At 59.1% G+C, this 24,586-nt stretch carries 25 protein-coding genes and 1 pseudogene; 17 read left to right on the forward strand and 9 right to left on the reverse strand.

What is annotated here, in order from left to right:
* Positions 1–175: 175 nt before the first annotated feature.
* A complete protein-coding gene (locus tag AB4P97_RS22840) occupies positions 176–1,669 on the reverse strand; it encodes an aldehyde dehydrogenase (protein WP_395601660.1) in 1,494 nt (497 codons plus the stop codon).
* Positions 1,670–1,905: 236 nt separating this feature from the next.
* Between AB4P97_RS22840 and AB4P97_RS22845 the strand changes: the two genes are divergently transcribed.
* Entirely contained in the window at positions 1,906–2,268 is a 363-nt protein-coding gene (locus AB4P97_RS22845) for a cupin domain-containing protein (protein ID WP_042561748.1), read from the forward strand.
* A gap of 205 nt (positions 2,269–2,473) precedes the next feature.
* Here the strand turns inward: AB4P97_RS22845 and rpmG are convergent, their stop codons facing one another.
* Both rpmG and rpmB read right to left on the reverse strand, forming a co-directional pair.
* Positions 2,474–2,629 (reverse strand): 50S ribosomal protein L33, encoded by a 156-nt coding sequence (rpmG, locus tag AB4P97_RS22850; RefSeq protein ID WP_016772554.1) that lies wholly within the window; start codon positions 2,627–2,629, stop codon positions 2,474–2,476.
* An 11-nt stretch (positions 2,630–2,640) separates the two neighbouring features.
* Positions 2,641–2,874 carry a 50S ribosomal protein L28 gene (gene rpmB / locus AB4P97_RS22855; RefSeq protein ID WP_007920377.1) on the reverse strand — a complete coding sequence of 78 codons (234 nt, stop codon included), beginning with the start codon at positions 2,872–2,874 and terminating at the stop codon, positions 2,641–2,643.
* Positions 2,875–3,321: 447 nt separating this feature from the next.
* Between rpmB and AB4P97_RS22860 the strand changes: the two genes are divergently transcribed.
* Entirely contained in the window at positions 3,322–4,908 is a 1,587-nt protein-coding gene (locus AB4P97_RS22860) for an ABC transporter substrate-binding protein (protein WP_395601661.1), read from the forward strand.
* A gap of 125 nt (positions 4,909–5,033) precedes the next feature.
* On the opposite strand, the gene radC is transcribed toward AB4P97_RS22860, so the two are convergent.
* On the reverse strand, positions 5,034–5,708 hold the full coding sequence (gene radC, locus AB4P97_RS22865; RefSeq protein ID WP_042561750.1) for a DNA repair protein RadC: 675 nt from the start codon (positions 5,706–5,708) through the stop codon (positions 5,034–5,036).
* Between the two features lie 135 nt (positions 5,709–5,843).
* Between radC and coaBC the strand changes: the two genes are divergently transcribed.
* The 4 genes and pseudogenes from coaBC (at position 5,844) to argB (ending at position 10,130) form a co-directional block, all read left to right on the forward strand.
* Positions 5,844–7,052, forward strand: coding sequence for a bifunctional phosphopantothenoylcysteine decarboxylase/phosphopantothenate--cysteine ligase CoaBC (gene coaBC, locus AB4P97_RS22870; protein ID WP_042561751.1), 1,209 nt, complete (start codon positions 5,844–5,846; stop codon positions 7,050–7,052).
* Between the two features lie 5 nt (positions 7,053–7,057).
* Complete coding sequence (gene dut / locus AB4P97_RS22875) at positions 7,058–7,513, forward strand: dUTP diphosphatase (RefSeq protein WP_042561752.1); 456 nt, start codon at positions 7,058–7,060, stop codon at positions 7,511–7,513.
* 290 nt (positions 7,514–7,803) lie between these two features.
* Positions 7,804–9,207, forward strand: a pseudogene (locus AB4P97_RS22880) (phosphomannomutase/phosphoglucomutase); the annotation flags it as partial.
* Between the two features lie 17 nt (positions 9,208–9,224).
* Positions 9,225–10,130 (forward strand): acetylglutamate kinase, encoded by a 906-nt coding sequence (gene argB / locus AB4P97_RS22885; protein WP_003229488.1) that lies wholly within the window; start codon positions 9,225–9,227, stop codon positions 10,128–10,130.
* A gap of 108 nt (positions 10,131–10,238) precedes the next feature.
* Here argB and pyrE read toward each other — a convergent pair whose 3' ends face one another.
* On the reverse strand, positions 10,239–10,883 hold the full coding sequence (gene pyrE / locus AB4P97_RS22890) for an orotate phosphoribosyltransferase (RefSeq protein WP_042561754.1): 645 nt from the start codon (positions 10,881–10,883) through the stop codon (positions 10,239–10,241).
* Between the two features lie 82 nt (positions 10,884–10,965).
* Here pyrE and AB4P97_RS22895 point away from each other — a divergent pair, with 82 nt between their 5' ends.
* Positions 10,966–11,745 carry an exodeoxyribonuclease III gene (locus tag AB4P97_RS22895; protein ID WP_007920349.1) on the forward strand — a complete coding sequence of 260 codons (780 nt, stop codon included), beginning with the start codon at positions 10,966–10,968 and terminating at the stop codon, positions 11,743–11,745.
* 78 nt (positions 11,746–11,823) lie between these two features.
* Here the strand turns inward: AB4P97_RS22895 and gltS are convergent, their stop codons facing one another.
* The 3 genes from gltS to rph all read right to left on the reverse strand — a co-directional run bounded on the left by gltS (position 11,824) and on the right by rph (position 14,494).
* Positions 11,824–13,032, reverse strand: a complete 1,209-nt coding sequence (gltS, locus tag AB4P97_RS22900) for a sodium/glutamate symporter (protein WP_042561755.1) — start codon at positions 13,030–13,032, stop codon at positions 11,824–11,826.
* A 344-nt stretch (positions 13,033–13,376) separates the two neighbouring features.
* A complete protein-coding gene (locus AB4P97_RS22905) occupies positions 13,377–13,742 on the reverse strand; it encodes a DUF4870 domain-containing protein (protein WP_042561756.1) in 366 nt (121 codons plus the stop codon).
* A gap of 29 nt (positions 13,743–13,771) precedes the next feature.
* Positions 13,772–14,494 carry a ribonuclease PH gene (rph, locus tag AB4P97_RS22910; protein ID WP_042561757.1) on the reverse strand — a complete coding sequence of 241 codons (723 nt, stop codon included), beginning with the start codon at positions 14,492–14,494 and terminating at the stop codon, positions 13,772–13,774.
* Positions 14,495–14,764: 270 nt separating this feature from the next.
* Here rph and AB4P97_RS22915 point away from each other — a divergent pair, with 270 nt between their 5' ends.
* The 6 genes from AB4P97_RS22915 (at position 14,765) to AB4P97_RS22940 (ending at position 20,069) form a co-directional block, all read left to right on the forward strand.
* A complete protein-coding gene (locus AB4P97_RS22915; protein WP_395601662.1) occupies positions 14,765–15,628 on the forward strand; it encodes a YicC/YloC family endoribonuclease in 864 nt (287 codons plus the stop codon).
* A gap of 12 nt (positions 15,629–15,640) precedes the next feature.
* Entirely contained in the window at positions 15,641–16,261 is a 621-nt protein-coding gene (gene gmk, locus AB4P97_RS22920) for a guanylate kinase (RefSeq protein ID WP_042561759.1), read from the forward strand.
* A gap of 167 nt (positions 16,262–16,428) precedes the next feature.
* Positions 16,429–16,692 (forward strand): DNA-directed RNA polymerase subunit omega, encoded by a 264-nt coding sequence (gene rpoZ, locus AB4P97_RS22925; protein ID WP_016985812.1) that lies wholly within the window; start codon positions 16,429–16,431, stop codon positions 16,690–16,692.
* Positions 16,693–16,749: 57 nt separating this feature from the next.
* Positions 16,750–18,855, forward strand: coding sequence for a bifunctional GTP diphosphokinase/guanosine-3',5'-bis pyrophosphate 3'-pyrophosphohydrolase (gene spoT, locus AB4P97_RS22930; RefSeq protein WP_007920338.1), 2,106 nt, complete (start codon positions 16,750–16,752; stop codon positions 18,853–18,855).
* Positions 18,856–18,879: 24 nt separating this feature from the next.
* Positions 18,880–19,260, forward strand: coding sequence for a RidA family protein (locus AB4P97_RS22935; protein WP_003229509.1), 381 nt, complete (start codon positions 18,880–18,882; stop codon positions 19,258–19,260).
* Between the two features lie 68 nt (positions 19,261–19,328).
* Complete coding sequence (locus tag AB4P97_RS22940) at positions 19,329–20,069, forward strand: hypothetical protein (protein WP_042561760.1); 741 nt, start codon at positions 19,329–19,331, stop codon at positions 20,067–20,069.
* A 140-nt stretch (positions 20,070–20,209) separates the two neighbouring features.
* Here the strand turns inward: AB4P97_RS22940 and AB4P97_RS22945 are convergent, their stop codons facing one another.
* Positions 20,210–21,067 (reverse strand): SDR family oxidoreductase, encoded by an 858-nt coding sequence (locus AB4P97_RS22945; protein ID WP_042561761.1) that lies wholly within the window; start codon positions 21,065–21,067, stop codon positions 20,210–20,212.
* Positions 21,068–21,255: 188 nt separating this feature from the next.
* Between AB4P97_RS22945 and exbB the strand changes: the two genes are divergently transcribed.
* The 4 genes from exbB to AB4P97_RS22965 all read left to right on the forward strand — a co-directional run bounded on the left by exbB (position 21,256) and on the right by AB4P97_RS22965 (position 24,580).
* Positions 21,256–22,209, forward strand: a complete 954-nt coding sequence (gene exbB, locus AB4P97_RS22950) for a tonB-system energizer ExbB (protein WP_042561762.1) — start codon at positions 21,256–21,258, stop codon at positions 22,207–22,209.
* A 6-nt stretch (positions 22,210–22,215) separates the two neighbouring features.
* Positions 22,216–22,644, forward strand: coding sequence for a TonB system transport protein ExbD (gene exbD / locus AB4P97_RS22955; RefSeq protein WP_042561763.1), 429 nt, complete (start codon positions 22,216–22,218; stop codon positions 22,642–22,644).
* Complete coding sequence (locus AB4P97_RS22960; RefSeq protein WP_395601663.1) at positions 22,641–23,387, forward strand: TonB family protein; 747 nt, start codon at positions 22,641–22,643, stop codon at positions 23,385–23,387. Before exbD ends, AB4P97_RS22960 begins: the two co-directional genes overlap by 4 nt.
* A 263-nt stretch (positions 23,388–23,650) precedes the next feature.
* Positions 23,651–24,580, forward strand: a complete 930-nt coding sequence (locus tag AB4P97_RS22965) for a hydrogen peroxide-inducible genes activator (RefSeq protein WP_042561765.1) — start codon at positions 23,651–23,653, stop codon at positions 24,578–24,580.
* Positions 24,581–24,586: the final 6 nt, after the last annotated feature.

A 24,586-nucleotide genomic window follows, 5' to 3' on the forward strand; every position in this document is an offset into this window, starting at 1 on the left:
TGTGGATATTCTTTTTGTATTCACCCAAAACACTGTGGGAGCGAGCCTGCTCGCGAAAGCCGTTTCACATTCAGCACCTGGGCTGACTGATAAACCGCTTCGCGAGCAGGCTCGCTCCCACAAGGGATCTCTGCATGGCTGGGGAGCCCGACGGAATCAGGCTCCCTTCAACGGTTTACAGTTTGATCCATGTCGCCTTCAGTTCGGTGTACTTGTCGAACGCGTGCAGCGACTTGTCACGACCGTTGCCCGACTGCTTGAAGCCACCGAACGGTGCAGTCATGTCGCCGCCGTCGTACTGGTTGACCCACACGCTACCGGCGCGCAGCGCCTTGGCGGTCAGGTGTGCCTTGGAGATGTCCTGAGTCCAAACCGCAGCGGCCAGGCCGTAAGGCGTGTCGTTGGCAATCTGGATGGCTTCTTCAGCCGTGTCGAAAGCGATGACCGACAGCACCGGGCCGAAGATCTCTTCCTGTGCGATCTTCATCGCGTTGCTCACGCCGTCGAAAATCGTCGGCTCGACGTAGGTGCCACCGGTTTCCTGAAGAATGCGCTTGCCGCCAGCCACCAGTTTGGCGCCGTCGGTATGACCGGACTCGATGTAGGACAGCACGGTGTTCATCTGCTGGGTATCAACCAGCGCGCCGACGTTGGTCGCCGGATCCAGCGGGTTGCCCGGTTTCCAGGCTTTCAGCGCCTCGATCACCATCGGCAGGAATTTGTCCTTGATCGAACGCTCGACCAGCAGACGCGAACCGGCGGTGCAGACTTCGCCCTGGTTGAAGGCGATGGCGCTGGCGGCCGATTCGGCAGCGGTTTGCAGATCGGGAGCATCGGCAAAGACGATGTTCGGGCTCTTGCCACCGGCTTCCAGCCACACGCGTTTCATGTTCGATTCGCCGGAATAAATCATCAATTGCTTGGCGATCTTGGTCGAACCGGTGAACACCAAAGTATCCACATCGTTGTGCAGGGCCAGCGCCTTGCCCACGGTGTGGCCGTAACCCGGCAGCACGTTGAGCACGCCTTTCGGAATGCCGGCCTCGACAGCCAGCGCCGCGATACGGATGGCGGTCAGCGGCGACTTTTCCGACGGTTTGAGGATCACCGAGTTACCGGTCGACAGCGCCGGGCCGAGTTTCCAGCACGCCATCATCAGCGGGAAGTTCCACGGCACGATGGCGCCAACCACGCCGACTGGCTCGCGGGTCACCAGACCCAGTTGATCGTGCGGCGTAGCTGCGACTTCGTCGTAAATCTTGTCGATCGCCTCACCGCTCCAGCTCAGCGCTTGCGCCGCGCCCGGCACGTCGATGTTCAGCGAATCGCTGATCGGCTTGCCCATGTCGAGGGTTTCGAGCAGGGCCAGTTCTTCGGCGTGCTGCTTCAGCAGGCCGGCAAAACGGATCATGGTGGCTTTGCGTTTGGTCGGCGCCAGGCGCGACCACACGCCGGAATTGAAGGTAGCGCGAGCATTTTCCACGGCGCGCTGGGCGTCGGCGGCGTCACAGCTGGCAATTTTGCCCAGCAGACGGCCATCGACCGGGCTGATGCATTCGAAAGTCTCGCCGGAGACGGCGTCGGTGTATTCGCCATTGAGGTAGGCGCGGCCTTCGATCTTCAGGTCGCGGGCGCGTTGTTCCCAATCGGCACGAGTCAGGGTGGTCATTCAGGTGTCCTCCTCTTGTTGAATACGAGCGCCGCGCGATCTTCGCCGACGTCCTCAGCAATTCTGCCCGGCCAGCCTGCATTTCGGCCCGAGGCACCCGCCACCCTAAACCAGCGGCCGGGTTTGTTTCAATATATTTGACATAAGGCGGCTATACGACCTTGCAGTGTTGATTTTAATCAACATAGACTTTGGCCTTTTCCAGCCTTGCGCCGCATTTACGGGAGATAACAACAATGAACATCCAGAACGTCGTCGACATCAGCCTGACCTCCAGCGAAGCCGAACGCTATCGCCCGGACCCGGCCAAAGTACTCAAGGGCGATCCCGAGCAGGCAGTGTTCCATCAATATGAAAGTCCTTGCGGGCAGATGGGTGTCGGCGTGTGGGAAGGTGCGGTGGGTCAGTGGACGGTGAACTACACCGAGCATGAATACTGCGAAATTCTCCAGGGTGTTTCGGTGCTGCGTGACAGCGACGGCAATGCCAAGACGTTGCGCGTGGGTGATCGTTTTGTAATTCCGGCAGGGTTTCGCGGCACTTGGGAGGTGCTGGAGGCTTGCCGCAAGGTCTATGTGATTTTCGAACAGAAGGGCTGAGGATTTTCGCTGGCTGATCTGGCCCCATCGCTGGCAAGCCAGCTCCCACAGTTTTTTTGGTGAACGCATAATTTGTGAACTCCCACAATTACTGTGGAAGCTGGCTTGCCAACGATGAGGCCCGGACGGGCGCGACAAAACCTGAGAAACAAAAAAGGCCCGTATCGTGAGATACGGGCCTTTTTTGTAAGTCGGGAAAAATCAATTACTTGATTTTGCCTTCCTTGTACATCACGTGCTTGCGAACAACCGGATCATATTTCTTGATCTCGATTTTGTCCGGGGTAGTACGCTTGTTCTTGTCGGTAGTGTAGAAGTGACCAGTACCGGCGCTCGAGATCAAACGAATCAATTCACGCATGATTAGCTCCCTTAAATCTTGCCATCGCGGCGAAGTTCGGCGAGCACGACAGTGATGCCACGCTTGTCGATGATACGCATGCCTTTGGCAGATACGCGCAGACGCACAAAACGTTTCTCTTCTTCAACCCAGAAGCGGTGATGCTGCAGGTTCGGCAGGAAACGACGACGGGTTTTGTTGTTTGCGTGGGAAATGTTATTCCCAGTCACCGGACCCTTACCGGTAACTTGACATACTCTCGACATGCCTCAGCCCTCTAAAACCACATGCCCAACCCGGCATGGGTTGGCCGCTTAATCTCTCAGTCATTTGGCGCCAGGCGCCGCGTTTCTTTAGAGGTCTTACCGGCTACACCTACAGTGAAGGAACCGGGCCCCTAGAAAAGAGCGCTGCTTTATACCAGAAAGACTGGGGTGCAACAACTTTCCGTGTGCAATCAATCCACAAAAAGACGCAGATTCTGCTCGCGAACGCCTTGGACAAAGGCCGGGACGGGGTTTTACCACTCGTCGAAGAAAACCGCTCATGCGCCCGATTCTGGATCGTCGTTGCACCGAGCACACGCCGGAACTGCGTAAAAACGTCTGCGAAAATACAAAAGGGGATAGTCATTTGCAATCGCGACCTCTAGGGTAGGACTTTTCCAGACTGCACTTGCAGATGGGCCTTCGATCTGTAATAGGAAACCGACCATGCGCCTCGCTGCCCTACCCCTGCTGTTCGCCCCGCTCCTGCTGAGCCCTCTGGCCCAGGCCGCCGCACTGAGCGTCTGCACCGAGGCGAGCCCTGAAGGCTTCGATGTGGTGCAGTACAACTCGCTGACCACCACCAATGCGTCGGCCGATGTGCTGATGAACCGCCTGGTTGATTTCGATACTGCCAGCGGCAAGGTCATCCCGAGCCTGGCCGACAGCTGGGAAATCAGCACCGACGGCCTGACTTATATCTTCAAATTGCACCCGCAGGTCAAATTTCATACGACCGAGTACTTCAAGCCAACCCGCGAGCTGACTGCCGAAGACGTCAAATTCAGTTTCGACCGCATGCTCGATCCGGCCAATCCCTGGCACAAAGTTGCCCAAAGCGGCTTCCCTCACGCGCAATCGATGCAACTATCGGCGCTCATCAAGAAGATCGACGCGCTGGACCCACTGACCGTGCGCTTCACACTTGATCACCCGGACTCGACGTTTCTGGCGACCCTGAGCATGGGTTTCGCCTCGGTCTATTCCGCCGAATACGCCGACAAACTGTTGAAGGCCAACGCCACCGACAAGCTCAACAGCCAGCCAATCGGCACCGGCCCGTTTGTCTTCACGCGATTCCAGAAAGACGCCGCGGTCCGCTACAAGGCCAACCCGGACTACTTCCGTGGCAAGCCCGCCGTGGATCCGCTGATCTTCGCGATCACGCCAGATGCAAACGTGCGCCTGCAAAAACTGCGACGCAATGAATGCCAGATTGCCCTGTCGCCAAAACCCTTGGACGTAGAGGCTGCGCAGAAAGAGCCGACGCTGAAAGTCGAAAAAGCCGACGCGTTCATGACTGCCTTCGTCGGCATCAACAGCCAGCATCCGCCACTGGACAAACCGGAAGTGCGTCAGGCGATCAACCTTGCCTTCGACAAGGCCAACTACATCAAAGCCGTGTTCGAAGACACGGCTGAAGCAGCCAACGGCCCTTACCCGCCAAACACCTGGAGTTACGCGAAAAACCTGCCGGGCTACCCTCACGACGTAGCGAAAGCCAAGGCACTGATGACCAAGGCCGGTTTGAAGGATGGCTTCCAGACCACCATCTGGACGCGGCCGTCGGGCAGTCTGCTCAACCCGAACCCGAGCCTGGGCGCCCAGATGTTGCAATCGGATCTGGCGCAAATCGGCATTCAGGCGCAAATCCGCGTGATCGAATGGGGCGAGCTGATTCGCCGCGCCAAAGCAGGCGAGCATGACCTCTTGTTCATGGGCTGGGCCGGTGATAACGGCGACCCGGACAACTTCCTCACGCCGCAGTTTTCCTGCGCCGCGGTCAAGTCCGGCACCAACTTCGCACGCTACTGCAACGCCGATCTCGACAAGCTGATCAGCGCCGGCAAGACCACCAGCGAACAAGGCGTGCGCACCAAACTCTACGAGCAGGCGCAGGCGCAGATTCAGCAGCAGGCACTGTGGCTGCCCCTGGCACACCCAACGGCGTTCGCGCTGACACGTAAAGACGTTCAGGGTTACTCGGTAAGCCCGTTTGGCCGGCAGGACTACTCCAGGGTCAACCTCAAGTAACCGTCACGCTATAAACCTGTGGGAACTGGCTTGGCAGCGATGAAGGCGGCACATTCAGAACGAATGTTGCCTGCCGGCTATCGCTGGCAAGCCAGCTCCCACAAGGTTGCGCATGATCCTGAGACTTACATCCAGCCGCACTCCGCCATCGACAGAGGCTCACCCTCCCCCACGATGAAGTGATCGAGCACCCGCACATCAATCAGGTCCAGCGCCTTTTGCAAACGCTTGGTCAACAACTGATCCGCCTGACTGGGGTCGCTGTTCCCGGACGGGTGGTTGTGACAAAGGATCACCGCCGCCGCGTTATTGGCCAGGGAACGCTTCACCACCTCACGGGGATGTACGCTGGTATTGTCGATGGAGCCGCGAAACAGCGCCTCGAACGTCAACACTTGATGCTTGGAGTCCAGAAACAGACAACCAAATACCTCGTGCGGCTCGTGGCGCAGCATCGATTTGAGGTAATCGCGAACCGCCTGTGGATTCTCCAGTGCGGGTTTCCTGCGCATGCGCTCAGCCAGATGCCGACGGCCCATTTCCAGCACCGCCTGCAACTGGGCGAACTTCGCCGGCCCTAATCCCAGCTCCTTGCTGAATTGTGCAAGATCGGCCTCCAGCAACACGCGCAGGCTGCCGAATTGAGTCAACAGGTGTCGCGCAAGATCCACCGCGCTTTTTCCAGTGACGCCAGTGCGTAAGAAGATCGCCAGCAATTCGGCGTCGGAAAGGCTCGCAGAGCCCTGTTCAAGTAGCTTCTCCCGCGGGCGCTCCGCCGCAGGCCAATCGCGAATACTCATACACTTTCCCTGTCTGTGGGCGCCGCTGTTCCGTAGCGGTCGCTGTGATATCTTAGCCCATCTTTTTTGCGGGCGGATTCACCCTGGGGAGGGGGTTTCGCCACGTATGTCACCCACGAAATCAAAGGCAGACCTATGCAGCGGCTGTATCGGAAACGCATCGTTCTGGGCGTCGGCGGCGGCATCGCTGCCTACAAGAGCGCCGATCTGGTTCGTCGCCTGATCGACCAGGGCGCCGAAGTGCGTGTGGTCATGACCCATGGCGGCGCCGAGTTCATCACCCCGCTGACCATGCAGGCCCTGTCCGGGCACCCGGTTCACCTGGATTTGCTCGACCCTGCCGCCGAAGCGGCGATGGGCCACATCGAACTGGCCAAGTGGGCCGATCTGGTGCTCATCGCCCCGGCCACCGCCGACCTGCTCGCCCGACTGGCCCAAGGCATCGCCAACGATTTGCTGACCACGCTGGTGCTGGCCACCGACGCCGTCGTGGCGGTCGCCCCGGCAATGAATCAGGCGATGTGGCGCGACCCCGCGACCCAAGCCAACCTGCAACTGCTTCAAAGCCGCGGCCTGAAGACGTTCGGCCCGGCCTCCGGCAGCCAGGCCTGCGGCGACGTCGGCATGGGCCGCATGATGGAAGCTACCGATCTGGCGCAGTGCGCGGCGGACTGCTTCCAGCGTCAGGCGCTGACTGGTAAGCACGTCGTCATTACGGCCGGGCCGACCCAGGAAAACATCGATCCGGTGCGCTACATCACCAACCATAGCTCCGGAAAAATGGGCTTCGCCCTGGCCGAAGCGGCGGTGGAAGCCGGCGCCCGCGTGACCTTGATCAGCGGCCCGGTGCACCTGCCGACCCCGGATCGCGTCACGCGCATCGACGTGGTCAGTGCCCGCGACATGCTCGCGGCGTGCGAATCCGCGATCCCTTGTGACGTGTTCATTTCCTCGGCAGCGGTTGCGGATTACCGTCCGGAAGTCATCGCCCCGCAAAAACTCAAGAAAGATCCTACGAGCGGCGACGGCTTCGTCCTGCAAATGGTGCGCAACCCAGACATTCTGGCCACCATCGCGACCCGCCCCGATCGTCCATTCAGTGTCGGTTTCGCCGCCGAGACCGAACATCTGCTCGACTACGCTGCGCGCAAGCTGAAGGACAAGAATCTCGATCTGATCGTCGCCAACGACGTCGCCAACCCGAGCATCGGTTTCAACAGCGAAGAAAACGCCTGCAGCGTAATTGACCGTGAGCTTCACGCCACGGTTTTCGCCCAGACCAGCAAGAGCAAGATCGCTCGCCAACTGGTCACTTTTATCGCCGAACGTCTGAACCAGGTTTAATTTACATGCACGCTTTGCAAGCCAAGATCCTCGACCCACGCATCGGCACCGAATTCCCGCTGCCACAATACGCCACCCCGGGCTCCGCCGGCCTCGACCTGCGCGCCATGCTGGAGCAGGACATCGTGATCAAACCGGGTGAAACCGTGCTGATCCCGACCGGCCTGTCGGTCTACATCGGTGACCCGAACCTCGCCGCGCTGATCCTGCCTCGCTCGGGCATGGGCCACAAACACGGCATCGTGCTGGGCAACCTTGTTGGCCTGATCGACTCCGATTACCAGGGCCCGCTGATGGTTTCCTGCTGGAACCGCGGCCAGACCGATTTCACCATGGCCGTCGGCGAACGCCTGGCGCAACTGGTGCTTGTGCCGGTGGTACAGGCGCATTTCGAGATGGTTGAAGCGTTCGTCGAAACCGAGCGCGGTACCGGTGGTTTTGGCCATACCGGCACCAAATAATCCGCGTAGTGAGCTGCCGCAGGCTGCGATCTTTTAATCCTGTTTTTAAACAATCAAAGTCAAAAGATCGCAACCTGCGGCAGCTCCTGCAGGGGGAAATTTGCGTTATTTCAGCGACAGGTTTTAGCACCGCCAATCAAGGTTTTGCCGGACCAAAGCCACGCCAGCCGAGGCGTCATGGCCCTTTCACACCACGAACTCTCTGTGGAAAACGCCGTCATACCCTTCAGTTTGAGCCTGCCGTCGAGTGAATCGTCGGTGTGACCCACCACTTTCGAGATGGAGCATTTCCGCAGATGAGCACCCCAGCCAAGATTGCCCCGAAGCTGCCTGACAGCATCTTCCGCGCCTATGACATTCGCGGCACCGTGCCGGAATTCCTCAATGCCGAAACCGCTTACTGGATCGGCCGCGCCGTCGGTTCGCAGAGCCTTGCCCAAGGCGAGCCCAATGTGTCCGTCGGTCGCGACGGCCGCCTGTCCGGGCCGGAACTGGTCGCCGAGCTGATCCGCGGTATCGCCGAGAGTGGCTGCCACGTCAGCGATGTCGGCCTGGTGCCCACTCCGGCGCTGTACTACGCCGCCAACGTCTTGGCCGGCAAGTCCGGCGTGATGCTCACCGGCAGCCACAACCCGTCGAACTACAACGGCTTCAAGATTGTCATCGCCGGCGACACTCTCGCCAACGAACAGATTCAGGCTCTGCACGAACGCCTCAAGACCAACAATCTGAGCAGCGGCAACGGCAGCGTCACCCAGGTCGAGATCCTCGACCGCTACAACACCGAGATCGTCCAGGACATCAAACTGGCGCGACGCCTGAAAGTCGTGGTCGATTGCGGCAACGGCGCAGCCGGCGTGATTGCCCCGCAACTGATCGAAGCGCTGAACTGCGAAGTCATCCCGCTGTTCTGTGAAGTTGACGGCAATTTCCCCAATCACCACCCGGACCCAGGCAAGCCGGAAAACCTCGTCGACCTGATCGCCAAGGTCAAGGAAACCAACGCCGATATCGGCCTGGCATTCGATGGTGACGGCGACCGTGTCGGCGTAGTAACCAATACCGGCAGCATCGTTTTTCCGGATCGCCTGCTGATGCTGTTCGCCCGTGACGTGTTGGCGCGCAACCCGGACGCGGAAATCATCTTCGACGTCAAATGCACCCGTCGCCTGGTACCGCTGATCAAGGAGTACGGTGGTCGGCCGCTAATGTGGAAGACTGGTCATTCGTTGATCAAAAAGAAAATGAAACAATCCGGCGCGCTGTTGGCCGGTGAAATGAGCGGGCACATTTTCTTCAAGGAACGCTGGTTCGGTTTCGACGACGGGATCTACAGCGCCGCACGTCTGCTGGAGATCCTCAGCAAGGAAAAATCCACCGCGGAGGAGCTGTTTGCGACCTTCCCGAACGATATTTCTACGCCGGAAATCAATATCCATGTGACCGAAGAGAGCAAATTCAGCATCATTGATGCATTGCACGACGCACAGTGGGGCGCAGGCGCCGACCTGACCACCATCGACGGCGTGCGAGTCGATTACGCCAAAGGCTGGGGCCTGGTGCGCGCGTCCAACACCACACCGGTGCTGGTGCTGCGCTTCGAGGCCGATGACGAGGCTGAACTGCAGCGCATCAAGGATGTGTTCCACGCCCAACTGAAACGCGTTGCACCTGATCTCCAACTACCGTTCTGATCCACCCGGAGCCCTGAATGACCCTCGAACGCGAAGCCGCCGCCCACACCGCCCAGGTCCTGTCCGAAGCGTTGCCTTACATCCGACGTTATGTCGGCAAGACCCTGGTGATCAAATACGGCGGCAACGCGATGGAAAGCGAGGAGCTGAAAACCGGCTTCGCCCGCGACATCGTGCTGATGAAAGCCGTGGGCATCAACCCGGTCGTGGTTCACGGCGGCGGCCCGCAAATCGGTGACCTGCTCAAGCGCCTGTCGATCGAAAGCCACTTCGTCGACGGCATGCGCGTCACTGACGCCGCGACCATGGACGTGGTTGAAATGGTTCTGGGCGGTCAGGTCAACAAAAGCATCGTCAACCTGATCAACCGCCACGGCGGCAGCGCCATTGGCCTGACCGGTAAAGACGCCGGACTGATTCGTGCGAAGAAGCTCACCGTTACCCGCCAGACTCCGGAGATGACCCAGCCAGAAATCATCGACATTGGCCAAGTGGGCGAAGTGGTCGGGATCAACACCGAGCTGTTGAACCTGTTGGTCAAAGGCAATTTCATCCCGGTGATCGCGCCAATCGGTGTGGGTGAGAACGGCGAGTCGTACAACATCAACGCCGATCTGGTGGCCGGTAAAGTTGCCGAAGCGCTGAAAGCCGAGAAGCTGATGCTGCTGACCAACATCGCCGGCCTGATGGACAAGTCAGGCACGGTTCTGACCGGTCTGAGCACCCAGCAGGTCGACGATCTGATCGCCGACGGCACCATCTACGGCGGCATGCTGCCGAAGATCCGTTGCGCGCTGGAAGCCGTTCAGGGTGGCGTGGGTAGCTCGTTGATCATCGACGGGCGCGTACCGAACGCGATCCTGCTGGAAATTTTCACCGATACCGGTGTGGGTACGCTGATCAGTAATCGCAAGCGTCCGTAAGTACTGGTGCAAACAAAAGACCCCGTTCAGCCTGGCTGAGCGGGGTCTTTTTTTGCCTGCAATCTCTGTAGGAGCTGCCGACGGCTGCTCCTACAGAGGGGAATGCGATTACACGCCGAACTGGGCGCGGTACGCTTCCACGGCTGGCAAATGCTGCTTGAGCTGCGGATCGTCAGCGAGGAACTCCAGCACCTGATTCAGCGAAACAATGCTGATGACCGGGATGCCGAAATCGCGCTCCACTTCCTGGATTGCCGACAACTCACCGTTGCCGCGCTCCTGACGGTTCAGGGCGATCAGCACGCCAGCTGCCTGGGCGCCGTCCTGGGAAGCGATGATCTGCATCACTTCGCGGATCGCGGTACCGGCGGTGATCACGTCGTCGATGATCAGCACATCACCGGTCAGCGGGGCGCCAACCAGACTGCCGCCTTCGCCGTGGGCCTTGGCCTCTTTGCGGTTGAAGCACCATGGCAAGTCACGGTCGTGATGCTCGGCCAGCGCGACGGCGGTGGTCGCTGCCAACGGGATGCCTTTATACGCCGGGCCAAACAGCACGTCGAAAGAAATGCCACTTTCGGCAATGGCTGCGGCGTAGAACCGACCCAGCTGCGCCAAGGCCGAACCCGTGTTGAACAGGCCGGCATTGAAGAAGTAAGGACTGGTGCGCCCGGACTTCAGGGTGAACTCACCGAAGCGCAAAACGCCGCGATCGATGGCAAAACGAATGAAATCGCGCTGATACGCTTGCATGAAAAAAACCCCAAATACCACGGATTTAGCTAATTAGCTTGACGCCGTGTATCATACACGCACGCGATTTTTGGGGCCATTTATGCGGATCATCAGTGTGAACGTCAATGGTATTCAGGCTGCAGTCGAGCGTGGTTTGCTCAGTTGGCTGCAAGCACAGAATGCCGACGTCATCTGCCTGCAGGACACCCGTGCCTCCGCCTTTGAACTGGATGACCCAGCCTTCCAACTGGATGGCTACTTCCTTTATGCCTGCGATGCTGAAGTCCCCGCCCAAGGTGGCGTGGCTTTGTACTCGCGGTTGCAACCGAAGGCTGTCATCAGCGGTCTCGGTTTCGAGACGGCCGACCGCTACGGGCGCTACCTGCAAGCAGATTTCGACAAAGTCAGTATTGCCACCTTGCTGCTTCCTTCGGGAATGAACGGCGATGAGGACTTGAACCAGAAGTTCAAGCTCATGGACGACTTCGGCAAGTACCTGGACAAACAGCGGCGTAAACGTCGCGAGTACATTTATTGTGGCTCGCTGTATGTCGCGCAGCAGAAGCTCGACATCAAGAACTGGCGCGACAGCCAGCAATCCCCGGGCTTCCTGGCGCCAGAACGCGCCTGGATGGACGAGATTGTCGGCAACATGGGCTATGTAGATGCCCTGCGCGAAGTCAGCCGTGAAGGCGACCAGTACAGCTGGTGGCCGGACAACGAACAGGCCGAGATGCTCAATCTGGGCTGGCGCTTCGACTACCAGATCCTGACTCCAGGCTTGCGGCGCTTTGTGCGCAGCGCACGCCTGCCTCGTCAGCCTCGGTTCTCGCAGCACGCACCGCTGATCGTCGACTACGACTGGACGCTGACCATCTAAGCGTCGATTCAGACAAAAAAATGCCCGTATCGCGAGATACGGGCATTTTTTGTGCCTCAGACTAAAGTGGTCCGAAGCTCAGACGGCGACAAAAAACGGCAAGACCAGATACAGCTTGATCACGATGACATTGATAATGTCGATGAAGAATGCACCTACCATCGGCACCACGAGAAACGCAATCTGCGAAGGACCGTAGCGCTGCGTCACCGCCTGCATGTTGGCGATGGCCGTCGGTGTCGCACCCAGCCCAAAACCACAGTGCCCCGCTGCCAATACCGCCGCGTCGTAGTTACGGCCCATCATTCTGAACGTCACGAAAATCGCAAACAGCGCCATGACCAGTGTTTGCGCAGCCAGGATGATGAATATCGGTAGTGCCAGTGCTGCCAGATCCCACAGCTTGAGCGACATCAAGGCAATCGCCAGAAACAGCGACAGGCTGACATTCCCCAACACCGAGACTTCGCGCTCGAACACCTGATACAAGCCCAGCGCTGATAGCCCGTTACGCAGAACGACACCCACGAACAAGACGCAGACAAATGTCGGCAACTCAAATGCGGTGCCGTGCAGAAGACCATTCAGCAAATTGCCGGCCAACAGACTGACTGCAATCAGCGCCAGTGTCTCGATAAACGAGAACGGGGTGATCGAGCGCTCCTTGTTCGGCTGCTCGAAACCTTTTGGCAATCGCGGCGTTTCTTGCGGCTGGCATCCGGGCACTCGAACACGCTTGATGAGCAGGCGAGCCACGGGACCACCAATCAACCCACCCAACACCAGACCAAACGTCGCAGATGCCATGGCGAGCTCGGAGGCGGATGCCAGACCGTACTTCTCACTAAACACCGTGCCCCACGCAGCACCTGTGCCATGACCGCCCGCCAGCGTTATCGAACCTGTCAGCAGCCCCATCAACGGGTCCAGCCCCAGCGCAGTGGCCAGACCGATGCCCAAGGCATTCTGAACCACCAGCAAGCCGGTGACCGCCAGCACGAATATGCCCACTACACGCCCACCTTTCTTCAGGCTGGCAAAATCGGCACTCAAGCCAATAGTGGCGAAAAACGCCAGCATCAAAGGTGTTTGCAGCGAAGTGTCGAAGCGAACCTCGATGTCGAACGTTCGTAGCAACAGAAGAGCCAGCGCCACGACCAGGCCACCGGCGACGGGCTCAGGAATATTGTAATTACGCAGAAAAGCAATACGTGTAACAAGTCCGCGTCCTAGCAAAAGCACCAGGGAAGCGGCCACAAGCGTTCCATAAAAATCGAGCTGAATCATTGGGATTATTCTTGGCTAGATATTCAGAGGCGAACTTTATACCTGTCCACACCTCATGAATTGGCTGACTTTCTCAACACTGATTGAATTGGATTTCAAGGACCTTCGCTGGCCTGAATACATCGAAATATTCTGCAGGAATATGACGTGCGGGGACTTTAACAACCACTCCGCCTGATTGCCAAGGACATGGGCAGTACTATGTTGGCGCAGTTGTGACTAAAGATGTAAGAGGCTGATGTATATAGCAATCTCAACTACCGCTCATCGCAGCAAGATCATTCCTACACACTTTCGAAACGGCTTTAATTGCAAAAATGCAAATCTTTTGCAGGCGTTGATCGCTACTTGATCAGGCGCCAGGTAAACGGATAACGATAGGGAAAACCTTCGTTAGCTTTCACACCACCGATGATCGCCAAAACCAACGCAGCAATGGTGACCAGTCCATAAAGGAAGAAACCTACGATGACCAGCATCAGCAGAATGCAGATCGCGGTAACAATTGCGACGGTGATCTGAAAATTCAGCGCCTCTTTGCCCTGTGCATCGATAAACGGATCCGACTCACGCTTCATCTGCCACAGAATCAGCGGCCCGATCAGATTACCGAAAGGAATCCAGATCCCCAGCAAGGCGGACAAGTGACAAAACATCGCCCACTGACGAACCTCCTGGCTCGGTTTGGGCAGCAGCTCTTGGTCACTCATCGCGTCCTCCTTGCGGGTTATCAACCTGATCAGTCAGCCAGTGCTGACTTCTGCAGTTCGAAGATTTCGTTCATGCCTTTCTTGGCCAGTTCCAGCATGGCGTTCAGGTCTTCTGGCTGGAACGGCGCGCCTTCAGCAGTGCCTTGCACTTCGATGAAGCCACCGGAACTGGTCATCACCACGTTGAGGTCGGTCTCGGCGGCGGAGTCTTCAAGATAGTCCAGATCCAGCACTGGCTCGCCTTGATACATGCCCACCGATACAGCGCCGATCATTTGCTTGAGCGGGTCGCCGCCCTTCAGGCCGCCGCGCTTCTTGATGACCTTCAACGCATCGACCAGGGCCACCATGGCGCCGGTGATGGAGGCGGTGCGGGTGCCGCCATCAGCCTGAATCACGTCGCAGTCGACATAAAGGGTAACGTCGCCCAGCTTGGACATGTCCAGCGCCGCGCGCAGGGACCGGCCGATCAGACGCTGGATTTCCAGGGTGCGGCCGCCCTGCTTGCCGCGACTCGCTTCACGCTGGTTACGCTCGCCGGTGGCGCGCGGCAGCATGCCGTACTCGGCAGTCAACCAGCCCTGACCCTGGCCTTTGAGGAAACGCGGCACGCCGTTTTCGACGCTGACGGTGCAGATGACTTTGGTATCACCGAATTCGACCAGTACGGATCCCTCGGCGTGTTTGGTGTAGTTGCGGGTAATGCGGATCGAGCGGAGCTGATCGGCAGCGCGACCACTTGGACGTTTCATAGGGAATACCTGTACTGGGGACGGAAAACTGCCGAGCATTATAGAGCGGTGCACCGCCACTGGGCACTGGTTAAAAATCCGCACCGACGACCGAAGGCCCTCAAACACTTATTACCGACGGGCTGCAGCCCTTTGTCACACCGTGTGTTTGGGCGCATTCGCCGCACTGCGCTACAATCCTGCGCCTTTGCTGCCAGTCGGCTTAAATTCATTGATATCGCGCCTGCGGAACTCAGGTTCCGCGCCGATCTGCATTGCGAGGTCACCGCCATGGTGCACAGCATGACCGCCTTCGCCCGCGTCGAAAAAGCCGGCGCACAGGGCACCCTGAGCTGGGAATTGCGCTCGGTCAACAGTCGCTATCTGGAACCGCACCTGCGTCTGCCGGAGTCGTTTCGCGAGCTTGAAGGCGCCGTGCGCGAAGCCCTGCGTCAAGGCCTGTCGCGGGGCAAACTGGAATGCACCCTGCGGTTCATTGAAGAAAGCACCGGCAAACCGCTGCAAGTTGATCGCGAGCGCGCCGCGCAATTGGTCGCCGCAGCCGAAACGATTGCCGGTCTGATCAAGAATCCTGCTGCACTCAATCCGCTGGAAGTGCTGGCCTGGCCCGGCGTTCTGGTCGCCGATGCCAGTGACCCGCAAGCACTGAATGCCGAAGCCCTGGCCCTGTTCAATCAGGGGCTGAAGGAACTCAAGGCCGGTCGCGAGCGTGAAGGCTCGGAGCTGGCACGGCTGATCAACGATCGTCTGACTTCCATTGAAGAAGACGTCGTGACCCTGCGTGAACTGGTTCCGCAGATGCTCGCCACCCAACGCCAGAAAGTCCTCGACCGCTTTGCCGACATGAAGGCCGAGCTGGATCCGCAGCGCCTGGAACAGGAAATGGTCATCCTCGCGCAAAAGAGCGATGTGGCCGAAGAACTGGATCGTCTGAGCACTCACATCATAGAAGTACGCCGGGTGCTTAAATCCGGCGGTGCAGCCGGACGGCGCCTCGACTTCCTGATGCAGGAGCTCAACCGCGAAGCCAATACACTGGGCTCCAAGGCCTTCGACCCGCGCAGCACCCAGGCGGCCGTCAACCTCAAAGTGTTGATCGAGCAGATGCGCGAACAAGTACAGAATATTGAGTAAGGCTACCCCGACATGACCCACAGCACCGGCACCCTGTACATCATTTCCGCGCCATCGGGCGCGGGCAAGAGCAGCCTGGTCAAGGCTTTGACCGATGCCAACCCGGAGATCCGCGTGTCGATCTCCCACACCACCCGCGCCATGCGCCCGGGTGAAGTGAACGGCGTGAACTATCACTTCGTAACCCGCGAAGCCTTCGTAAAGATGGGCGAGCACGGTGACTTCCTCGAACGCGCCGAAGTCTTCGGCAACTTCTACGGGACCTCGCAAAGCCATCTGCAACAGACCCTCGATGAAGGCCACGACCTGATTCTGGAAATCGACTGGCAGGGCGCCGAGCAAGTGCGCAAGCTGATGCCGCAGGCACGCTCGATCTTCATTTTGCCGCCATCGTTGCAGGCCTTGCACCAGCGTCTGACCAATCGCGGCCAGGACAGCGACGAGATTATCGACGGGCGGATGCGCGAAGCGGTCAACGAGATGAGCCATTACGTCGAATACGACTACCTGATCATCAACGACGACTTCGCTCATGCGCTGGACGATCTGAAGGCGATTTTCCGCGCCAATCAGTTGCAACAGAAACGCCAACAGGTGCGTTTCGGCAAATTACTGGCCGAATTGCTCGGTTAATCAGCGCTTCCCAAAAGCGCTGCAAGGGCTTTACATTGGCACTTGCAGCGCGTTGAAGAGGTTGATCAAAAAATCAGCGCTTCCCTAATCGCTGGTGTTTTTTTAAACTGCTCAGTCCGCTCGCCCAACCGGGCAGCGCGCATATTGCATTCGCTCCGAGGAATACCATGGCCCGCGTAACCGTTGAAGACTGCCTGAACCACGTGGAAAACCGTTTTGAGCTGGTCATGCTCTCTACCAAACGTGCCCGTCAACTGGCCACCGGCGGCAAAGAGCCACTGGTTCAGTGGGAAAACGACAAGCCTACCGTTGTAGCGCTGCGTGAAATCGCTGAAGGCCTGATGAGCTACGAGTTCATCGCCGAGCAGGAAATCGTCCAGGATGAACCGCTGTTCGCAGCGTTCGAGGACGAGTCCAACGAGGCCGTCTAAGCCTATGCCTGGTCGACGTAGCACGGCGCAGGGTCACAACGTACGGCAGGAGTCATCATGCCGAGCATAGACGCCCTCGCCGATCGCTTATCGACCTACCTCGGCAATGACCAGGTCAACCTGGTCCGCCGAGCGTATTTCTACGCCGAACAAGCCCACGACGGCCAACGCCGACGCAGTGGCGAGGCGTACGTCACGCATCCTCTTGCCGTGGCAAATATTCTTGCCGACATGCACATGGACCATCAGAGCCTGATGGCTGCGATGCTGCATGACGTGATCGAAGACACCGGTATCGCCAAAGAGGCGCTGCAAGCGCAGTTCGGTGAAACCGTGGCCGAACTAGTCGACGGGGTCAGTAAACTGACCCAGATGAACTTCGAGACCAAGGCCGAAGCCCAGGCTGAAAACTTCCAGAAAATGGCCATGGCCATGGCACGCGACATCCGCGTGATCCTGGTCAAACTCGCCGACCGCCTGCACAACATGCGCACGCTGGAAGTGCTGTCCGGAGAAAAACGCCGCCGGATCGCCAAGGAAACCCTCGAAATCTACGCGCCCATCGCCAACCGGCTGGGCATGCATGCCATTCGCATCGAATTCGAAGACCTCGGCTTCAAGGCCATGCACCCGATGCGTTCCGCGCGGATCTACCAGGCGGTCAAGCGCGCTCGGGGCAACCGCAAGGAAATCGTCAACAAGATCGAAGAATCCCTCGGCCATTGCCTCGCTATCGACGGCATCCAGGGCGAAGTCAGCGGTCGCCAGAAACACCTCTACGGCATCTACAAGAAAATGCGCGGCAAGCGTCGGGCCTTCAACGAGATCATGGACGTCTACGCGTTCCGGATCATCGTCGACAAGGTCGACACCTGCTACCGCGTACTGGGTGCTGTGCATAATTTGTACAAACCGTTGCCGGGGCGCTTCAAGGATTACATCGCGATCCCCAAGGCCAACGGCTATCAGTCGCTGCACACCACGCTGTTCGGCATGCACGGCGTACCGATCGAGATCCAGATCCGCACCCGCGAAATGGAAGAGATGGCCAACAACGGCATCGCCGCCCATTGGCTGTACAAATCCAGCGGTGACGAGCAGCCGAAGGGCACTCATGCACGTGCCCGCCAGTGGGTCAAAGGCGTGCTGGAAATGCAGCAACGGGCCGGCAACTCGCTGGAATTCATCGAGAGCGTGAAAATCGACCTGTTCCCGGACGAGGTCTACGTGTTCACGCCAAAAGGCCGGATCATGGAGCTGCCGAAAGGCTCCACGGCCGTCGACTTCGCCTACGCGGTGCACACCGATGTCGGTAACAGCTGCATCGCCTGCCGGATCAACCGCCGCCTCGCACCGCTGTCCGAGCCGTTGCAAAGTGGCTCCACGGTCGAGATCGTCAGTGCTCCCGGCGCACGACCGAACCCGGCCTGGCTCAACTTCGTGGTCACCGGCAAGGCGCGCACGCACATTCGCCATGCGCTGAAACTGCAGCGCCGCTCCGAATCCATCAGCCTCGGCGAACGCCTGCTGAACAAGGTACTGAACGGTTTCGACAGTTCGCTGGAGAAGATTCCGGCCGAGCGCGTCAAGGCGATGCTCACCGAGTACCGCCTCGAACTGATCGAAGACTTGCTCGAAGACATCGGTCTAGGCAATCGCATGGCCTACGTGGTCGCCCGTCGCCTGCTTGGCGAAGGCGAGCAACTGCCTAGCCCGGAAGGCCCGCTGGCGATTCGCGGCACCGAAGGTCTGGTGCTGAGCTATGCCAAGTGCTGCACGCCGATCCCGGGCGACCCGATTGTCGGGCACCTGTCGGCGGGCAAAGGCATGGTCGTGCACCTGGACAACTGCCGCAATATCAGCGAAATCAGGCACAACCCGGAAAAATGCATCCAGCTCTCGTGGGCCAAGGATGTCACCGGCGAATTCAACGTCGAACTGCGTGTCGAGCTGGAACACCAGCGCGGCCTGATCGCCCTGCTGGCCAGCAGCGTCAACGCAGCCGATGGCAATATCGAGAAAATCAGCATGGACGAACGCGATGGTCGTATCAGCGTCGTCCAACTGGTGGTCAGCGTTCACGACCGTGTGCACCTGGCCCGTGTAATCAAGAAACTGCGCGCACTGACCGGGGTGATCCGCATCACCCGCATGCGCGCATAAGTCCACCATTACAAGGAGTCATGCATGACCAAGACAGTTATCACCAGCGACAAGGCCCCGGCCGCCATCGGCACTTACTCCCAGGCGATCAAGGCTGGCAACACCGTCTACATGTCGGGCCAGATCCCGCTGGACCCAAAAACCATGGAACTGGTTGAAGGCTTCGAAGCCCAGACCGTCCAGGTGTTCGAGAACCTCAAAGCCGTGGCCGAAGCCGCCGGCGGTTCGTTCAAGGACATCGTCAAACTGAACATCTTCCTCACCGACCTGAGCCACTTCGCCAAGGTCAACGAGATCATGGGCAAATACTTCGACCAGCCGTACCCGGCACGCGCCGCCATTGGCGTTGCTGCCCTGCCAAAGGGTTCGCAGGTTGAAATGGATGCCATTCTGGTCATCGAGTGATGCGCACGGCGCGGCCTTCATACGCCGCGCCGACTGCTCTGCAAGAAAGGTTTTGAAAGGATTCCACCATGCGCAATGCGCTTGCTCTCTCGCTGTTCGCCATTTTCCTCGGCGGCTGCGCCAGCGACCCTGCCGACCGTGACATCAGCGGCACCTGGATCAACCAGGTGGCGATCGATGCTGCCACCCAGGGCGGCTCCCTGCGCGAAGCACTTCAGGCTTACGGCCCGAACCTGGAATGGGACGTCAACACCAAGGCCGGCCAGGCACGCTACACCAACGGTTTTGAGAAAGTCGAAGGTCGGCTGCTGGGCGAACAGTCTGGTGCCTGGAAAGTCGACTTTTATGGCAGCTCCGCCAGCGAGCTGAAACGCGCCGGCAATCAACTGCAACAGGCCGCCAGCGACAACGAACCGGAACAGCTCTTCGACCGCGCACAGATCCCGGTGCCCGAAGGCGCGCCGATCGGTGCGAGCTTCGAACGCGCACTGTATTCAACCTACATGGGCGGCACCTGGAAAATCGCCAATGGTCAGGGCGAAGGCGGCACCGTGCAGTTTCAGGCCGACGGCCAGGTCTCCGGCCTGCCGGGCGCCGATCGTTACGCGCTGTGCCTGGCGGGCGATTGCGCATCGATGAGCAGTGGCAACGACAGCATGTGGTTGCAGCAGAACGGCCAAGGCAACAACTGGATCTTTGTGCGCAAGGGCAAGGAACTGGAAATCCTGCAAGCGGTGAACACCGCTCTGGCGGATGAACAACCGCAGTTCACCGCAGGTGAGCGCAAGTGGTTGCTCGAGAAGCAGTAACCCGCTGCCGAAATCATCGAAGATCCAAATGTGGGGGCGAGCCTGCTCGCGTAAGCGGCGTCACAGTCAGCAGAGATGTTGAATGTGACGACCCTTCGCGAGCAGGCTCGCTCCCACAGTTGTGTTGTGGAGCCTGAGATTCAGCATTTACCTTCGAGAATCGCCGCATACCCTTCTCGATAACTCGGATACTTTGGCGCCCAACCCAGCGCTTTCGCCCGCGCGTTGCTGCAACGCTTGCTACCGGTACGCCGAACGCTTTCATCTTCCGACCATTCAGTGACCCCCATAAACTCGCGCAACCAGCCCACCACCTCGGCCAGCGGCGCCGGCGCATCATCGACACCGATGTAGACCGGCTCAAGCGCCACGCCCCGACGGTCAGCCTCAAGCAGAAACGCCAGCAACCCCGCCGCGTCATCAACATGAATGCGATTGCCATACAGCGGCGGATCAACGGCCACTCGATAGCCACGCCGTACCTGAGTCAACAGCCATTCCCGGCCCGGGCCGTAAATACCGGTCAGGCGCAGGATGCTCGCCGGGATACCACTGTTGAGCGCTACCTGCTCGGCTTCGAGCATCAACCGACCTGAGTAACCGGAAGCGGCGGTCTCGCTCGTTTCATCAACCCACTCGCCGTCCAGCTGTCCAAAAACACTGCTGCTGGACACGAAAATCAGCCGATCCGGTACTTGACCATAGTCGTCCAGCCAACTCAGTACATTCTGCAAACCCTGCACATAAGCCGCGCGATAACCGGCCTCATCGTGATCGGTGGCGGCGGCGCAATACACCAGGTAATCCACGGCACCGACCGGCCAGGTCGCCGGGCAGTCTTCATTGAACAGGTCGCCGGCGACGCCGATGACCCCTTCAGGCAGACGCGAGACATTTCGGCGCAAGCCATGAACTTCCCAACCAGCAGCCAGCAATTGCGTGGCCAGACGGCTGCCGACATCACCACAACCGGCGATCAAAACAGAAGGCGCGGACATCAAAAAACTCCCATCGGAAAGGCACAGACTAGCCTCGGCAGTGGACGAGCGGCTAGCAATGAAGGAAAAAAAGTTACTCTATTACTTTTGTTAACAAGAATTACTTGCAATAATGCCTGCCACTTTTGTTCTCGGCCTCACGAGGCCTGGAAGAGCATTACCGTTTTTCTATCTCAGGTCCGGCCAGCATGAATCGTAATCAAATCCCCGCTTCGCCAACCAAACGACCTCGCGCCTGGAGCGCGGTGGCGGCTCTGTTGCTCAGCCTGATGCTGTCGCCAACCGCCGCTTTCGCCGACGCTCAGGCACCTGCTGCTCCTGCCGCCACCGAACAGAGCGCTCCAGCGGCGGCTGCACCGGATGCGACAGCTCCGGCTCAAACCCTCGACGCCACACCGGCCGACGCGCCAGAAGCCCTTGAAGCCGACAACACCCTGGGCATGGCCCACGATCTGTCGCCTTGGGGCATGTACCAGAACGCCGACATCATCGTGAAAATCGTGATGATCGGCCTGGCCATTGCGTCGATCATCACCTGGACCATCTGGATCGCCAAGGGCTTTGAGCTGATGGGCGCCAAGCGTCGTCTGCGAGGTGAAATCGCCGCCCTGAAGAAAGCCACCACGCTTAAAGAAGCCAGCACCACTGCCGCAAAAGAAGGCACGCTTGCCAACCTGCTGGTACACGACGCCCTTGAAGAGATGCGCCTGTCGACCAACAGCCGCGAGAAAGAAGGCATCAAGGAACGCGTCAGCTTCCGTCTCGAGCGTCTGGTCGCAGCCTGCGGTCGCAACATGAGCAGCGGCACCGGCGTACTCGCAACCATCGGCTCCACCGCACCGTTTGTCGGCCTGTTCGGCACCGTGTGGGGCATCATGAACTCCTTCATCGGCATCGCCAAAACCCAAACCACCAACCTTGCAGTTGTGGCACCTGGTATCGCTGAAGCACTGCTGGCTACCGCACTGGGTCTGGTGGCTGCGATTCCTGCGGTAGTGATCTACAACGTGTTCGCGCGCTCCATCGCCGGTTACAAGGCGCAGGTCTCCGATGCCTCGGCAGAAGTCCTGCTGCTGGTCAGCCGTGACCTCGATCACCAGCCTGAGCGCAGCTCGCAACCGCACATGGTGAAAGTGGGGTAATCGGCCATGGGCCTGCATTTGAAAGAAGGCGCAGACGACGATCTGGCCGAGAACCACGAAATCAACGTTACGCCGTTCATCGACGTGATGCTGGTGCTGTTGATCATCTTCATGGTGGCCGCGCCGTTGGCCACTGTGGATATCAAAGTCGACCTGCCCGCCTCGACCGCCAAGCCGGCGCCGCGGCCAGAGAAACCGGTGTTCCTCAGCGTCAAGGCTGATCAGCGCCTGTTCCTCGGCGAAGACGAAGTGAAGCCTGAAACACTGGGCGCCACCCTCGACGCCAGAACCAAAGGCAAGAAAGACACCACCATCTTCTTCCAGGCCGACAAAGGCGTGGATTACGGCGACCTGATGAGCGTGATGGATAACCTGCGTGCCGCGGGTTACCTGAAGGTCGGTCTGGTCGGGCTCGAGAGCGCAGTCAAAAAATGATCACGACGCGCCATAAGCTGACGCGTTACAGCGGTAGCCTGGCCGTGGTGCTGGGCGTTCACGCGCTGGCCATCGCGCTGGCGCTGAACTGGACCACCCGCCCGCCCATCGAACTGCCTCCCCAGGCAATGATGGTCGAGCTGGCTCCGGTTCCAGCCCCGCCACCGCCAGCTCCGCCAAAAGTCGTCACCCCGCCGCAGCCACCGGCTCCGGTTGAAGAACTGCCGATTCCGAAACTGGCCGAAGCACCGAAAGCCGAAATCGCGGTGCAGAAACCAAAACCGAAGCCAAAGCCTAAACCGCCGAAGCCTGTCGAGAAAAAGCTGCCCGATCCGCCGAAGGAAAAACCTTCCGAGGAAAAACCGGCCGACACACAACCGACTCAGGCGCCAACGGAGAAATCCGCTCAACCTGCGCCAGGCCCGTCGCCAGCCCAGATGGCTGCCAAGGCTAGCTGGCAAGGCACTCTGCTTGCGCATTTGGCCAAGTACAAAAAGTACCCGCAAAGCGCACAGGCTCGGGGCAAGGAAGGCTTGAATAGTCTGCGTTTCGTGGTTGATGGCGAGGGCAACGTGCTGTCGTTCGAACTGGTGGGCCGCTCCGGCAACGCCGATCTGGACCGGGCCACCCTGGAAATGATCCGCCGCGCACAACCGCTGCCCAAGCCACCGGCCGACATGTTGACCAATGGCTCGATTGAAATTGTTGCGCCGTTTGTTTACTCGCTGGAACGCCGTCGCTAAGACACACCGCAATACCTGCTCGCGAAGAGGCCGTGTCAGTCCGCATATTTTTTCTGGCACACCGCTTTCGCGAGCAGGCTCGCTCCCGCATTGGCTATCCGCAAGCCGATAGATCCAGCCAAAAAGGCACTGAAAGGTGCCTTTTGCATATCTATGCACGGCAAACCGGCATTGCCCTGTGTCGCACTCCTCCCTCAGTCTGATAACGTGCGTCTATCGATTGCAGCCGGTATGCTTGGCCCGCATCTTCATGGACGCTTGCTATGACCCTCACAGAATTACGCTACATCGTCACCCTCGCCCAAGAGCAGCATTTCGGCCACGCCGCCGAAAAATGCCACGTCAGCCAACCGACCCTGTCGGTGGGCGTGAAGAAACTTGAAGACGAACTCGGTGTGCTGATTTTCGAGCGCAGCAAGAGTGCCGTGCGTGTGACGCCGGTCGGCGAAGGCATCGTCGCCCAGGCGCAAAAAGTACTGGAACAGGCCCAAGGTATTCGCGAGCTGGCCCAGGCCGGCAAGAACCAGCTGACGGCTCCGCTGAAAGTCGGCGCGATCTACACCGTTGGCCCGTACCTGTTTCCACACCTGATTCCACAACTGCACCGGGTCGCCCCGCAGATGCCGTTGTATATCGAAGAAAACTTCACCCACGTGCTGCGCGACAAACTGCGCAACGGCGAACTCGACGCGATCATCATCGCCTTGCCGTTCAACGAAGCCGACGTGCTGACCCTGCAACTCTATGACGAGCCGTTTTACGTCTTGATGCCAGCGCAGCACCCGTGGACCCAGAAAGAAACCATCGACGCCGGCCTGCTCAACGACAAGAGCCTGTTGCTGCTCGGCGAAGGCCACTGCTTCCGCGATCAAGTACTCGAAGCCTGCCCGACCCTGACCAAGGGCAGTGACGGCGCCAAGCACACCACGGTCGAATCCAGCTCGCTGGAAACCATTCGCCACATGGTCGCCTCCGGTCTGGGCATCTCGATCCTGCCGTTGTCGGCGGTCGACAGCCATCACTACGCCCCGGGCGTGATCGAAGTGCGGCCCTTGTCGCCGCCGGTTCCATTCCGTACCGTGGCGATTGCCTGGCGCGCGAGTTTCCCACGGCCCAAAGCCATCGAAATTCTCGCCGACTCCATTCGCCTGTGCTCGGTGGCCAAGCCAGCGGCACCGGTTACAGCCGGTTAAGCGAGC

This window comes from Pseudomonas sp. A1230 (genome assembly GCF_044218825.1).
GTDB lineage: Bacteria > Pseudomonadota > Gammaproteobacteria > Pseudomonadales > Pseudomonadaceae > Aquipseudomonas > Aquipseudomonas iridis.

Bases quoted from the DNA above. Each gene is read 5' to 3' on its own strand.
- AB4P97_RS22840 (WP_395601660.1), bottom strand. From the start codon at position 1,669: ATGACCACCCTGACTCGTGCCGATTGGGAACAACGCGCCCGCGACCTG.
- AB4P97_RS22845 (WP_042561748.1), top strand. From the start codon at position 1,906: ATGAACATCCAGAACGTCGTCGACATCAGCCTGACCTCCAGCGAAGCC.
- rpmG (WP_016772554.1), bottom strand. From the start codon at position 2,629: ATGCGTGAATTGATTCGTTTGATCTCGAGCGCCGGTACTGGTCACTTC.
- rpmB (WP_007920377.1), bottom strand. From the start codon at position 2,874: ATGTCGAGAGTATGTCAAGTTACCGGTAAGGGTCCGGTGACTGGGAAT.
- AB4P97_RS22860 (WP_395601661.1), top strand. From the start codon at position 3,322: ATGCGCCTCGCTGCCCTACCCCTGCTGTTCGCCCCGCTCCTGCTGAGC.
- radC (WP_042561750.1), bottom strand. From the start codon at position 5,708: ATGAGTATTCGCGATTGGCCTGCGGCGGAGCGCCCGCGGGAGAAGCTA.
- coaBC (WP_042561751.1), top strand. From the start codon at position 5,844: ATGCAGCGGCTGTATCGGAAACGCATCGTTCTGGGCGTCGGCGGCGGC.
- dut (WP_042561752.1), top strand. From the start codon at position 7,058: ATGCACGCTTTGCAAGCCAAGATCCTCGACCCACGCATCGGCACCGAA.
- argB (WP_003229488.1), top strand. From the start codon at position 9,225: ATGACCCTCGAACGCGAAGCCGCCGCCCACACCGCCCAGGTCCTGTCC.
- pyrE (WP_042561754.1), bottom strand. From the start codon at position 10,883: ATGCAAGCGTATCAGCGCGATTTCATTCGTTTTGCCATCGATCGCGGC.
- AB4P97_RS22895 (WP_007920349.1), top strand. From the start codon at position 10,966: ATGCGGATCATCAGTGTGAACGTCAATGGTATTCAGGCTGCAGTCGAG.
- gltS (WP_042561755.1), bottom strand. From the start codon at position 13,032: ATGATTCAGCTCGATTTTTATGGAACGCTTGTGGCCGCTTCCCTGGTG.
- AB4P97_RS22905 (WP_042561756.1), bottom strand. From the start codon at position 13,742: ATGAGTGACCAAGAGCTGCTGCCCAAACCGAGCCAGGAGGTTCGTCAG.
- rph (WP_042561757.1), bottom strand. From the start codon at position 14,494: ATGAAACGTCCAAGTGGTCGCGCTGCCGATCAGCTCCGCTCGATCCGC.
- AB4P97_RS22915 (WP_395601662.1), top strand. From the start codon at position 14,765: ATGGTGCACAGCATGACCGCCTTCGCCCGCGTCGAAAAAGCCGGCGCA.
- gmk (WP_042561759.1), top strand. From the start codon at position 15,641: ATGACCCACAGCACCGGCACCCTGTACATCATTTCCGCGCCATCGGGC.
- rpoZ (WP_016985812.1), top strand. From the start codon at position 16,429: ATGGCCCGCGTAACCGTTGAAGACTGCCTGAACCACGTGGAAAACCGT.
- spoT (WP_007920338.1), top strand. From the start codon at position 16,750: ATGCCGAGCATAGACGCCCTCGCCGATCGCTTATCGACCTACCTCGGC.
- AB4P97_RS22935 (WP_003229509.1), top strand. From the start codon at position 18,880: ATGACCAAGACAGTTATCACCAGCGACAAGGCCCCGGCCGCCATCGGC.
- AB4P97_RS22940 (WP_042561760.1), top strand. From the start codon at position 19,329: ATGCGCAATGCGCTTGCTCTCTCGCTGTTCGCCATTTTCCTCGGCGGC.
- AB4P97_RS22945 (WP_042561761.1), bottom strand. From the start codon at position 21,067: ATGTCCGCGCCTTCTGTTTTGATCGCCGGTTGTGGTGATGTCGGCAGC.
- exbB (WP_042561762.1), top strand. From the start codon at position 21,256: ATGAATCGTAATCAAATCCCCGCTTCGCCAACCAAACGACCTCGCGCC.
- exbD (WP_042561763.1), top strand. From the start codon at position 22,216: ATGGGCCTGCATTTGAAAGAAGGCGCAGACGACGATCTGGCCGAGAAC.
- AB4P97_RS22960 (WP_395601663.1), top strand. From the start codon at position 22,641: ATGATCACGACGCGCCATAAGCTGACGCGTTACAGCGGTAGCCTGGCC.
- AB4P97_RS22965 (WP_042561765.1), top strand. From the start codon at position 23,651: ATGACCCTCACAGAATTACGCTACATCGTCACCCTCGCCCAAGAGCAG.